Consider the following 11,251-nt stretch of genomic DNA (forward strand, 5'->3'; position numbering starts at 1 on the left):
GGACACTCTTCCTTTCCCCAAGTAGCTTGGAAAAGCGAGAACGTTACTTTTGCAGTTTTCGGTGTGATTAGAGTGGCGTCGACATAGTCCAGAATCCTGTGTGTATATTCCTCGCCTTGAGCGGTAACTATCAAAAAATTACCGCCAGATTTCCTTTCCCAGCAGCCATATGTAGATGTGCCATTGGACTTGATTACGTAGGACTTCATCCGGTTGGCGTTTGCGAGGGGGAGTTCGCATGAACGCTCTGGAAAAAGAGTTATTGAGGGAGAATCTACAGGGAATATATCCCCAGAGCATCGATGGCCTTTTTCTGCACTCACAAGAATTTTTTCACCACTGGCGCACCCATAAAGTGAAATTGAAACCAAGCAGATAAATATCTTTTTCGAAAACATAACGACTGCTTCTCTTGCGTAGGTTGGAGCATTTGCGGATGGCCTATTGGGCTGATCGCAAACGCAGTGACGCCTTGGCTATTTAAAACGCACTCCCGTCCATGGGCTCTAATGGACGCGACCTCGCTCAATAGGCCTCTTTTGGGCAAGCCCGAGAGCTTATCTCAGGGGCAGAAAACGCTTCGGTGAATTCGATCGCTTAGTGAAGCCTCAGAGCCGCGGCGGTTCCTCGCCCTCGCGGCGGGCGATCTCCTCGGCCATCAGCCGGGCGAAGGCGTCCACTGCCACCGGCAGGTGACGCCCGGCGCGCATGTACAGGCCGAGGTCGCTGTGCAGGCCGCCCTGGTCGGTCAGCGGCAGGTGCAGCAGCTCGCCGCTGGCGAGGTCGGCCTCCAGGCCGATGCGGGTCTGGAAGGCAATGCCCAGGCCGCGCCTGACCATCTGCCGGGCCAGCTCCAGGGAGCTGCTTTCCAGCACCGGCAGGCCGGGCTGGCGCAGGCGGCGGAAGAGCGGGCCGATCTGGTGGTGCAGGGACAGCTCGCGCTTGGCGAGGATCAGCCCGTGCTCGGCGCAGGCGGCGAAGGCCACCTCCTGGCGCTGGGCCAGGGGATGGCCGGCGGGGACGATGGCTCCCAGGCGGAAGTGCCCCAGGCACAGCTGCTGCAGCTCGGCGCTGCGTTGCAGGCCGAAGGCCAGGCCCAGGTCGGCGTCGCCGCTGAGCACGGCCTCGGGGATGGCCTGGGAGCCCAGGGTGGTGACGCCCACGGTGATGCGCGGGTAGCGCGTGTGCATGGCGTCGAGCCCGCGGGGCAGCAGGTCGAGGGTGACGCCTTCGACGGTGGCGATCTCCACGTGGCCGGTGCTCAGGCCCTGCATGGCGTCCAGTTCCGAGCGCACCCGCTCCAGATCCTGCAGCACCACGGTGACGTGGCGCGACAGGGTCTCGCCGGCCGGGGTCAGGCGCAGGCCGCCGGGCAGGCGTTCGAACAGCGGCGTGCCCAGCTCGTCCTCCAGTTTGAGGATCTGCCGGTTAACCGCCGACGAGGCGACGTTGAGCCGGCGCGCCGCCTCGCGGATGGAGTGGCAGCGCCGGACCATGTCGAAGTAGAGGATGGCCGGGGAGTGGATGCGCAGGCGGCCGCTCACGGCGCCACCTCCTCCACCGGTTGCAGCTGGCTGCGGCCCCGGCTGAGGTCGGCCAGCACCTGCTGCAGGGCTGCCTGGCGTTCCGCCGGCAGGGCCAGCTCCAGCCAGGCGCCCTCGGCGTCATAGGCCTCGTCTTCCAGCCGCGCCTGGTGCTCGGCCAGGCGCGCCTTGAACGGGGCCAGCTCGGCGAAGGCCACGTGCCCGCGCAGGCGCTGCAGGGCCAGCAGCTCGGTGCGTTCGCCGCCCTGCAGGCACTTGGCGGCGCTGCCGCCGTAGGCCCGCGCCAGGCCGCCGGTGCCGAGCTGGATGCCGCCGTACCAGCGGATCACCAGCACCGCCACGCGGTCCATGTCCTGGCCCTCGATGGCGGCGAGCATCGGCCGCCCGGCGGTGCCACCGGGTTCGCCGTCGTCGCTGAAGCGGTACTGCGCGCCCACCTTCCAGGCCCAGCAGTTGTGGCTGGCGGCGGGGTCGCTGTGGGTGGCGATGAAGGCCTGGGCCTCTGCCGCGCTGGTGACCGGCGCGGCCAGGGCGATGAAGCGGCTCTTGCGGATTTCCTCGCGGTACTCGCAGGGCCCGGCCAGGGTGAAGGGCATCAGGCGCTGGCCGGCGGCGTCAGGCCGCAGCCCTTGAGGATGATGTGGGTGAGGGTCTGGGCGGCGACCTCGTAGTCGTCCTTGGTCAGGCGCTTGCGGCCGCTGACGCGGCAGATCTGCGAGCCGAAGTCGGCGTAGTGCTGGGTACTGCCCCAGAGCAGGAAGATCAGGTGCATCGGGTCCACCGGGTCCAGCTTGCCGGCGGCCACCCAGGCCTCGAACACGGCGGCGCGGCCGCGGAACCAGTCGCGGTAGTCCTGGTTGAAATGCTTGTCGAGGCAGCTGCCGCCGCTGATCACTTCCATGGCGAAGATCTTCGAGGCCAGCGGGTAGCGGCGGGAGAACTCCAGCTTGGCGCGGATGTAGCGGGCCAGTGCTTCGGCCGGGTCGTCCTCGGCGGTGAGGGTGTTGAAGGTGCTGTCCCACAGCTCGAGGATGTTGCTCAGCACCGCCACGTAGAGCCCCAGCTTGTTGCTGAAGTAGTAGTGCAGGTTGGCCTTGGGCAGGTCGGCGCGCAGCGCGATGGCGTTCATGCTGGTGCCTTTGAAACCGTGCTTGGCGAACTCCTCCTCGGCGGCGGCGAGGATGATCTCTTCGTTCTTCTGGCGGATGCGGCCGGCGGGTTTGCCGGTGGCGGCGGGGCTGTGGGCGGGAACCAGGACAGTCATGGTGTTTCCAGGGAATTCAGGGGCGGGCGAATGCACTGATACCGCAAGCGCGGGCCCGCCGACAAGCCGCACGACGGGATCGATGCCGGTTTTGTCGCCGCTGCACCGGCTCGGTGCGCAATGGTCCCGCCCGGAGGTCAGTCGCAGCCCTTCAGGCGGTTGCAGGAGAGCCGTATGCGGTCGCCGGCGGAGGTGGAGAGGCGGTTCAGCACGTTCCAGCCCATGCGCCGGCCAAAGCCGATCCACACGGTGCCGTCGCCGCTGATGCCGCTGAGCAGCAGCAGGCGGCCGAAGCGCGTGCTGGTCTGCGCCCAGCCGAGGCCGGTCAGGCCGTCGTGGCCGCGCAGGTGGAGGTCGTTGCCCTGGATGGCCATGCCGTAGAAGCCGCCCTGGCCGTCGTTGCAGTGCATCAGGGTGGCGCTGCGGGTGCAGTGGGGGAGTGGGCCCAGGGGGATGGGGATGGCGGCTTGGGACAGGGTCGGCAGCAGGAGGAGGGGGAGGGTGGTCAGGAGGGCGAGACGCGGGATGTTCATGGATAGAGCGTTCCCGGGGGTTGAGTGAGCGCGGAGCCAGGTTGGTTATCGAGTTCTGTCGATGTTTTCTGTTTCGCCCCGCCGGGCGAGTTTCTTTTTTCAGTCGCCAAAAAAGAAACCAAAAAGGCTCGCCCCTGCATCCGGGTCCCGCTTCGCGGGACTCCCCTCGCTCCATCGTTGCTTCGGGGGCCGGCGCGATGGGCCATCCGTGGCCTGGCGCGCCTCTCGCGGCATCCATGCCGCTCGTCCCCCTGCGCAACGACTGCGCTCGGCCTCCTGAAGGGGCGCTGCCCCGCTCCAACGCTTGAGCCAGATGTCGTTTCGGGATGCGCACTGGGGTCTTACTTCTGAGAGAAGCTGACGAGTGGGTCATGGCTAGCACAGCGGGATATTGAAAATCATTATCGATAAGCGCAGTATGCGTAACTTTATAACATTTGCATCGGAGGCTCCATGAAACCCGGCATTCACCCCGACTACCGGCCTGTGCTGTTCCACGACACTTCGGCCAATGCGTTCTTCCTGATCGGTTCCACCGTGGAAACCGACCGCACCTATGTGCACAGCGATGGCCAGACCTACCCCTACGTGGCGCTGGACGTGTCCAGCGCGTCGCACCCGGTCTACACCGGCCAGCAGCGCCAGGTGGCGGCGGAGGGGCGCATTGCCCACTTCAACAAGCGCTTCGCTGCTTTCGGTGGGCGCGGGACTCAGGGCTGAGGCGTGGCGTCGCGGGCCTGGGCCAGTTGGCCCAGGCGTTCGCGGCAGAAGTCCACGAACAGCTGGGCCGGCTTGGTCAGTTGGGCGCGTTTGAGGCGAGCGGCCACCAGGCCGGAGGTGGCCACCGGCTCGGTGATGTCCACGCACACCACCCGCTGGCCGTCGTAGGTGCACTCGGAATGGGGGCGGGTGACCAGCAGGGAGAAGCCGAAGCCCTGGCCCACCATGCCGCGCACCATCTCGATGGAGGGCGAGCTGAAGACGATGTTGGGCGTCAGCCCCAGCTCGTGGAACAGGCTGACGAAGTAGGTGCGGCTCGGCTGCACGTCCAGCAGGATCATCGGCTCCAGGCACAGGTCGCGCAGCGACACCTGGGCCTGGCGGGCGAAGCGGTGGTGTTCCGGCAGCAGCGCGTAGGGCTTCTGCGGGGCCATCAGCGGCTCGGTGGCGATGGTGCTGTCCAGCTCGTGGTCGTAGAGGAAGGCCAGGTCGAAGGTGCCGGCGGTCAGCCCCTGCACCAGCTCCTGCTGCTCGCCGTCGCGGATGCGGATGTCCACCCCTGGGTACAGCGCGCGGAACCCCGCGATCAGCTGCGGCAGGTAGAGCGGCGCCACCGTCTCGAAGCAGCCGATGTCGATCTGCCCGGCGACGATGTCGTTGTCCGCCAGGGCGTTCTGCTCGAACTCCCGCGCCACCCGCAACAGCTCCAGGGCCTTCTCGTAGAAGCGCGTGCCGCTGGGGGTCAGCGACACGCCCTGGGCGTGGTGGCGGATGAACAGCTGTACGCCGAAGCTCTCCTCCAGCCCCTTGATGGCCGTGGAGATGGACGGCTGGGCGATGTAGAGCTTGCGGGACGCCTCGGCCACGCTGCCGGATTCCACCGTGGTCACGAAGTACCTCAGTTGCCGCAGGGTGTAGGTCGCCATGGGACTCCTCCTCGTTTCAACAGCCTGATCTCAGCAGCCCGATCTCGACGGCCGGCCGCGCCTCGCCCGTGGAGCGGAAGGCCAGCACCATACCCCAGGCCGCAGCGGGTGGGCCGATCGGCTGGTGAGCTTTTTCATGGCTAGCGAGCATATTTTTAATAATTTTCCTCATGCCCCCGCTGGCGCACCATCTGCCCCGACCCGAACGACAACCAGACCGCGAAGACGGTCGACAGGGGGTGCAGCGTGTACGACCTCGGCTATTGGCAGCAGCGAGCCGCCCGGCAATCCATCATCGACAAGGCCCTGATCGGCGGCCGCCTGGTGAGTGCCGCTTCCGGCGCCACCTTCGATTCCATCAACCCCGCGACCAACCAGCTGCTGGCCCGCGTCGCCGCCTGCGACACGGCGGACGTCGACCTCGCCGTGCGCAGCGCCCGCCAGGCCTTCGAGCACGGCCCCTGGGCACGCATGGCGCCGGCCGAGCGCAAGAAGACCCTGCTGCGCCTCGCCGAACTGATGCTGGCCCACCGCGAAGAGCTGGCCCTGCTGGACTCGCTGGACATGGGCAAGCCGGTGATGGACGCCTACACCATCGACGTGCCCGGCGCCGCCAACGTCTTCGCCTGGTACGCCGAATCCCTCGACAAGCTCTACGACCAGGTGGCGCCCACCGCGCCCAACGCCCTGGCCACCATCACCCGCGAAGCGCTGGGCGTGGTCGCCGCCGTGGTGCCCTGGAACTTCCCCCTCGACATGGCCGCCTGGAAGCTGGCCCCGGCCCTGGCCGCCGGCAACAGCGTGGTGCTCAAGCCTGCCGAACAGTCCCCGGCCTCGGCCCTGCGCCTGGGCGAGCTGGCCCTGGAGGCTGGCATCCCCGAAGGCGTGCTGAACGTGGTGCCCGGCCTCGGCGAGCAGGCCGGCCGCGCCCTGGGCCTGCACCCGGACGTGGACTGCCTGGTGTTCACCGGCTCCACCCAGGTGGGCAAGTACTTCATGGGCTATTCGGCCCAGTCCAACCTCAAGCAGGTCTGGCTGGAGTGCGGTGGCAAGAGCCCCAACCTGGTGTTCGACGACTGCCGCGACCTCGACCTCGCCGCCGAGAAGGCCGCCTTCGGCATCTTCTTCAACCAGGGCGAAGTGTGCTCGGCCAACTCGCGCCTCTACGTACAGCGCAGCATCCGCGACGAGTTCATCGAACGCCTGCTGGCCAAGGCCCGCGACTGGATGCCCGGCGACCCGCTGGACCCGGCCAGCCGCGCCGGCGCCATCGTCGACAGCAGCCAGACCCGGCGCATCCTGGGCTTCATCGAGCAGGCCCAGGGCCAGGGCGCCCGGCTGCTCGCCGGCGGCCGGCAACTGACCTTCAACGGCTCCAGCAACTTCATCGAACCGACCCTGTTCGCCGACGTCGGCCCCGACACCGTCCTCGCCCGCGAGGAAGTCTTCGGCCCGGTGCTGGCCATCAGCACCTTCGACCACGAAGACGAAGCCATCCGCCTGGCCAACGACAGCGTCTACGGCCTCGCCGCCTCGGTCTGGAGCGACGACCTGCACCGCGCCCACCGCGTGGCCCGCGCCCTCAAGGCCGGCACCGTGTCGGTGAACACCGTCGACGCCCTCGACGTCAGCGTGCCCTTCGGCGGCGGCCGCCAGTCCGGCTTCGGCCGTGACCTGTCGCTGCACGCCTTCGACAAGTACTGCCAGCTGAAGACCACCTGGTTCCAGCTGCGCCCCGGCCCCGCGTAGGCCCCGCCCGCGCGGGGACCAAGGTCGCCTCAGACGACCGGCCCCGATCCACCCCGCGTTCGCGCGGGGTCATGACTGCCTCCGTAACTGACAACAACCCAACAAGCAGTGAGGGAGTTCCCATGCGCATGTCCTTGCGTCGTACCGCTTTTGCCCTGAGCGCCCTGGCCGGCCTCAGCGGTTCCGTGCTGGCCGTCCCGGCCAGCCTCACCGTCATCTCCTTCGGCGGCGCCACCAAGGCCGCCCAGGACGCGGCCTACTTCCGCCCCTTCGAAGCCAGCGGCGCCGCGCGTGTGGTGGCCGGCGAATACAACGGCGAACTGTCCAAGGTGAAGGCCATGGTCGACATCGGCCAGGTCACCTGGGACGTGGTCGAAGTGGAGTCCCCCGAGCTGCTGCGCGGCTGCGAGGAAGGCCTGTTCGAGCGCCTCGACCCGGCGGTGATCGGCGATCCCGGCCAGTACATCCCCAACACCGTCAGCGAGTGCGGCGTGGCCAGCTACGTCTGGTCCATGGTGCTGGCCTACGACGCCAGCCGGCTGAGCAGCGCCCCCACCTCCTGGGCCGACTTCTGGGACCTGCAGCGCTTCCCCGGCAAGCGCGGCCTGCGCAAGGGCGCCAAGTACACCCTGGAAGCCGCGCTGCTGGCCGACGGCGTCAAGCCCGCCGACCTCTACCGCGTGCTGGAGACCCCCGAAGGCGTCGCCCGCGCCTTCCGCAAGCTCGACCAGATCAAGCCCAGCATCCAGTGGTGGGAAGCCGGCGCCCAGCCGCCGCAATGGCTGGTGGCCGGCGATGTGGTGATGTCCGCCGCCTACAACGGGCGCATCGCCGCCGCCCAGCAGGAAGGCTCGAAGCTGTCCATCGTCTGGGCCGGCAACCTCTACGACCCGGACCACTGGGCCATCGTCCGCGGCAGCCCGAACAAGGCCGCTGCCGAACGCTTCATCGCCTTCGCCAGCCAGGCGCCGAACCAGCAGGCGTTCTCCACCCGCATCCCCTACGGCCCGGTGAACAAGGCCGCCCTGGATGCCCTGCCGGAGGCCACCCGCGCCCAGTTGCCCACCGCCCCGGCCAACCTGGCCGACGCCCAGCTGGTGAGCGCCGAGTTCTGGGTCAACCACGGCGAGGAGCTGGAGGAGCGCTTCAACGCCTGGGCCGCGCGCTGAGATCACAAGGGCGCGGCCGGCCCGCGCCCTGCATCACCGACCCGCCGGCCGGCGGGCGCATAACAACGACAAGATCGGAGGGTGTCATGAGTGCAAGTGTGTCCATGCCCGTGCAGGGGCAGGAGGAAGTCGGCGGGTTCCGCCGGGTGCTGGGGCTCGGCGCGTTGCTCGCCGTGGCCATCGGCCTGGTGGTGTCCCAGGGCGTGATGGTGCTGATGCTGCAGGGCGCCGGCCTTTCCGGCCTGGGCTTCCTGGTGCCGCTGGGGCTGGCCTGGCTGCTGGCGCTGAGCTACGCCTTCTCGTTCTCCGAACTGGCGCTGATGATCCCCCGCGCCGGCGGCCTGTCCAGCTACACCGAGGTGGCCCTGGGGCACTTCCCGGCCATCCTCGCCACCTTCTCCGGCTACGTGGTGGTTGCGATGTTCGCCCTCTCCGCCGAGCTGCTGCTGCTCGACCTGATCATCGGCAAGGTCTACCCCGACGTGTTCCCGCCCTTCAGCGTCGCCTTCGGCGTGCTCGGCCTGTTCACCGTGCTCAACCTCCTGGGCATCGACATCTTCGCCAGGCTGCAGACCGCCCTGGCGGTGGTGATGGTCATCGTCCTGCTGGTGCTGGGCATTGCCGCCATCGCCAAGGGCGCGCCGGGCACCACCGCCAGCAGCGTGCTGCACGGTGACTGGAACCCCATGGGCGCCGGCGTGCTGACCCTCACCGCCATGGCCGTGTGGGGCTTCGTCGGCGCCGAGTTCGTCTGCCCGCTGGTGGAGGAGACCAAGCGCCCCGAACGCAACATCCCGCGCTCGATGATCATCGGCCTCACCGTCATCTTCCTCACCATCGCCCTGTACTGCCTGGGCGCGCTGTTCATGCTGCCGGCCGAGGCGCTGACCACCGACGCCCTGCCGCACTACCTGTTCGCCACCACGGTGTTCGGCGAGTCCGGCGAAGTGTTCCTGGTGATCGCCGCCGTCACCGCCACCTGCAGCACCCTCAACACCTCGCTGGCGGCCATCCCGCGCATGCTCTACGGCATGGCCCAGAACGGCCAGGCGTTCCCGCAGTTCAAGCGGCTCAGCCCGCGTGCCCGCACCCCCTGGGTGGCGGTGCTGTTCGTCGCGGCGATCACCGGCCTGCCGATCCTCGCCATGGGCCAGGACGCCGCCTCCATCAACCTGCTGCTGCTGGCTGCCGCACTGGCCTGGCTGCTGGCGTACATCATCGTCCACCTCGACGTGATCGCCCTGCGCCGCCGCTACCCGGCCATCGCCCGGCCGTTCCGCACGCCGTTCTACCCGCTGCCGCAGCTGTTCGGCATCGGCGGCATGCTCTATGCAATCGCCTACGCCTCGCCGAGCCCGGACATGACCGGGAAGATCTTCGGCATCGCCGGCGTGGTGCTGGGCCTGGTGTCGCTGATCGCCGTGGCCTGGATCAAATGGGTGATGGGCAAGCCGCTGTTCCGCCCCGAGCCCCTGCCAGCCGCCCAGTGAGCCGCATCAACACGAACCCGCAACGCCCCCGCAAGGGGAGAAAGGAGACACCGACATGAACGCCCCATTCCAGGCCCAACGTGACACCCGCGACTACCAGGCGGCTGACGCGGCCCACCACATCCACGCCTTCCTCGACCAGAAGGCGCTCAACGCCGAAGGGCCGCGCGTGATCGTCGGCGGCGACCGCCTGCACCTCTGGGACAACGACGGCAAGCGCTACCTGGATGGCATGTCCGGCCTGTGGTGCACCAACCTCGGCTACGGCCGCAAGGACCTCGCCGCCGCCGCCTCGCAGCAGCTGGAGCAGCTGCCGTACTACAACATGTTCTTCCACACCACCCACCCGGCGGTGATCGAACTCTCCGAGCTGCTCTTCAGCCTGCTGCCCGGCCACTACAGCCACGCCGTCTACACCAACTCCGGCTCCGAGGCCAACGAGGTGCTGATCCGCACCGTGCGCCGCTATTGGCAGATCCTCGGCAAGCCCGAGAAGCGCATCATGATCGGCCGCTGGAACGGCTACCACGGCTCCACCCTCGGCTCCACCGCCCTCGGCGGCATGAAGTTCATGCACGAAATGGGCGGCATGCTGCCGGACTTCGAACACATCGACGAACCCTACTGGTACGCTCAGGGCGGCGACCTCAGCCCCGAGGAATTCGGCCTGCGCGCCGCCCGCCAGCTGGAAGAGAAGATCCTCGAACTGGGCGCCGACAAGGTCGCCGCCTTCGTCGCCGAACCCTTCCAGGGCGCCGGCGGCATGATCTTCCCGCCGGAGTCCTACTGGCCCGAGATCCAGCGCATCTGCCGGAAGTACGACGTGCTGCTATGCGCCGATGAAGTGATCGGCGGCTTCGGCCGCACCGGCGAATGGTTCGCCCACCAGCACTTCGGCTTCCAGCCGGACACCCTCTCCATCGCCAAGGGCCTCACCAGCGGCTACATCCCCATGGGCGGCCTGGTGCTCAGCAAGCGCATGGCCGAAGTCCTGGTGGAGCAGGGCGGCGTCTTCGCCCACGGCCTGACCTACTCCGGCCACCCGGTGGCCGCCGCCGTGGCCATCGCCAACCTCAAGGCCTTGCGTGACGAAGGGGTGGTCCGCCAGGTCAAGGCCGACACCGGCCCCTACCTGCAGCAGTGCCTGCGCGAAGTGTTCGGCAACCACCCGCTGGTGGGCGACATCCAGGGCACCGGCCTGGTCGCCGCCCTGCAGCTCGCCGAAGACAAGGCCACCCGCAAGCGCTTCGACAACGAGAACGACATCGCCTGGCGCTGCCGCACCCTCGGCTTCGAAGAAGGCGTGATCATCCGCTCCACCCTCGGCCGCATGATCATGGCCCCCGCCCTGGTGGCCACCCGCGCCGAACTGGACGAGCTGGTGGAAAAGACCCGCAAGGCCCTCGACCGCACCGCCCAGGAACTCGGCCGGCTCTGACACCGCTCCACCGAAACGCCCCGGGGGAGCACCCCGGGGCGTTTTCGTGCCCGCCCATACCTCGGCGCGATGCGCTTCGTACCTCAGCACATCCTACGAACTGCAACTTCTCCGTGTTCCAGAGCCTGCCGGACACCTGGGCCATCGGCCAGGTGCTGCCGATCATCCCGCTGCAGTGCCTCGACGAAGAGCCCCTGCGCCGCGCCGTGCTGCAGGACCTGACCTGCGACTCCGACGGCAAGATCAAGCAGTACGTCGACGAGCAGAGCATCGAGACCAGCATGCCGGTGCACGACGTGCGCGAAGGCGAGGACTACCTCCTGGGCGTGTTCCTGGTGGGCGCCTACCAGGAGATCCTCGGCGACATGCACAACCTGTTCGGCGACACCGACTCGGTGAACGTCTACCAGCGCGAAGA

Annotated in this window: 10 protein-coding genes and 1 pseudogene; 6 read left to right on the forward strand and 5 right to left on the reverse strand. The window is 67.9% G+C overall.

Annotated features, from left to right (window positions below; all coding sequences use genetic code 11):
• Nucleotides 1-608: 608 nt before the first annotated feature.
• The 4 genes from BM198_RS27805 to BM198_RS27820 form a co-directional block, all read right to left on the reverse strand.
• Entirely contained in the window at nucleotides 609-1,544 is a 936-nt protein-coding gene (locus tag BM198_RS27805; RefSeq protein WP_074974023.1) for a LysR family transcriptional regulator, read from the reverse strand.
• The gene (locus tag BM198_RS27810) at nucleotides 1,541-2,140 is read right to left on the reverse strand and encodes an IMPACT family protein (protein WP_074974025.1); all 600 of its coding nucleotides are present in this window, start codon (nucleotides 2,138-2,140) and stop codon (nucleotides 1,541-1,543) included. Before BM198_RS27810 ends, BM198_RS27805 begins: the two co-directional genes overlap by 4 nt.
• On the reverse strand, nucleotides 2,140-2,808 hold the full coding sequence (locus tag BM198_RS27815) for a TetR/AcrR family transcriptional regulator (protein WP_044412842.1): 669 nt from the start codon (nucleotides 2,806-2,808) through the stop codon (nucleotides 2,140-2,142). Before BM198_RS27815 ends, BM198_RS27810 begins: the two co-directional genes overlap by 1 nt.
• Nucleotides 2,809-2,945: 137 nt before the next feature.
• On the reverse strand, nucleotides 2,946-3,341 hold the full coding sequence (locus BM198_RS27820) for a hypothetical protein (RefSeq protein WP_074974027.1): 396 nt from the start codon (nucleotides 3,339-3,341) through the stop codon (nucleotides 2,946-2,948).
• 453 nt (nucleotides 3,342-3,794) lie between these two features.
• Here BM198_RS27820 and BM198_RS27825 point away from each other — a divergent pair, with 453 nt between their 5' ends.
• Nucleotides 3,795-4,061: a type B 50S ribosomal protein L31 gene (locus BM198_RS27825; RefSeq protein WP_074974029.1), complete on the forward strand. Its 267-nt coding sequence runs from the start codon at nucleotides 3,795-3,797 to the stop codon at nucleotides 4,059-4,061.
• On the opposite strand, the gene BM198_RS27830 is transcribed toward BM198_RS27825, so the two are convergent.
• The gene (locus BM198_RS27830; RefSeq protein ID WP_074974031.1) at nucleotides 4,052-4,987 is read right to left on the reverse strand and encodes a LysR family transcriptional regulator; all 936 of its coding nucleotides are present in this window, start codon (nucleotides 4,985-4,987) and stop codon (nucleotides 4,052-4,054) included. The genes BM198_RS27825 and BM198_RS27830 overlap by 10 nt on opposite strands.
• Nucleotides 4,988-5,233: 246 nt before the next feature.
• Between BM198_RS27830 and BM198_RS27835 the strand changes: the two genes are divergently transcribed.
• The 5 genes and pseudogenes from BM198_RS27835 to BM198_RS27855 form a co-directional block, all read left to right on the forward strand.
• Nucleotides 5,234-6,736 (forward strand): aldehyde dehydrogenase, encoded by a 1,503-nt coding sequence (locus BM198_RS27835; RefSeq protein ID WP_074974033.1) that lies wholly within the window; start codon nucleotides 5,234-5,236, stop codon nucleotides 6,734-6,736.
• Nucleotides 6,737-6,864: 128 nt separating this feature from the next.
• Nucleotides 6,865-7,905 (forward strand): ABC transporter substrate-binding protein, encoded by a 1,041-nt coding sequence (locus BM198_RS27840; RefSeq protein WP_244165747.1) that lies wholly within the window; start codon nucleotides 6,865-6,867, stop codon nucleotides 7,903-7,905.
• 104 nt (nucleotides 7,906-8,009) lie between these two features.
• Entirely contained in the window at nucleotides 8,010-9,395 is a 1,386-nt protein-coding gene (locus tag BM198_RS27845) for an APC family permease (RefSeq protein ID WP_139233724.1), read from the forward strand.
• A 55-nt stretch (nucleotides 9,396-9,450) separates the two neighbouring features.
• Nucleotides 9,451-10,833 (forward strand): aspartate aminotransferase family protein, encoded by a 1,383-nt coding sequence (locus BM198_RS27850; RefSeq protein ID WP_044412827.1) that lies wholly within the window; start codon nucleotides 9,451-9,453, stop codon nucleotides 10,831-10,833.
• 101 nt (nucleotides 10,834-10,934) lie between these two features.
• A pseudogene (locus tag BM198_RS27855) lies at nucleotides 10,935-11,251 on the forward strand (arginine decarboxylase); the annotation flags it as partial.

The sequence above is a fragment of the Metapseudomonas otitidis genome (assembly GCF_900111835.1).
Classification (GTDB): Bacteria; Pseudomonadota; Gammaproteobacteria; order Pseudomonadales; family Pseudomonadaceae; genus Metapseudomonas; species Metapseudomonas otitidis.

What these genes read in the sequence shown, in the direction of transcription:
- BM198_RS27810 (WP_074974025.1), bottom strand. Translation starts at nt 2,140, where the DNA reads ATGCCCTTCACCCTGGCCGGGCCCTGCGAGTACCGCGAGGAAATCCGC.
- BM198_RS27815 (WP_044412842.1), bottom strand. Translation starts at nt 2,808, where the DNA reads ATGACTGTCCTGGTTCCCGCCCACAGCCCCGCCGCCACCGGCAAACCC.
- BM198_RS27820 (WP_074974027.1), bottom strand. Translation starts at nt 3,341, where the DNA reads ATGAACATCCCGCGTCTCGCCCTCCTGACCACCCTCCCCCTCCTCCTG.
- BM198_RS27825 (WP_074974029.1), top strand. Translation starts at nt 3,795, where the DNA reads ATGAAACCCGGCATTCACCCCGACTACCGGCCTGTGCTGTTCCACGAC.
- BM198_RS27830 (WP_074974031.1), bottom strand. Translation starts at nt 4,987, where the DNA reads ATGGCGACCTACACCCTGCGGCAACTGAGGTACTTCGTGACCACGGTG.
- BM198_RS27840 (WP_244165747.1), top strand. Translation starts at nt 6,865, where the DNA reads ATGTCCTTGCGTCGTACCGCTTTTGCCCTGAGCGCCCTGGCCGGCCTC.
- BM198_RS27845 (WP_139233724.1), top strand. Translation starts at nt 8,010, where the DNA reads ATGCCCGTGCAGGGGCAGGAGGAAGTCGGCGGGTTCCGCCGGGTGCTG.
- BM198_RS27850 (WP_044412827.1), top strand. Translation starts at nt 9,451, where the DNA reads ATGAACGCCCCATTCCAGGCCCAACGTGACACCCGCGACTACCAGGCG.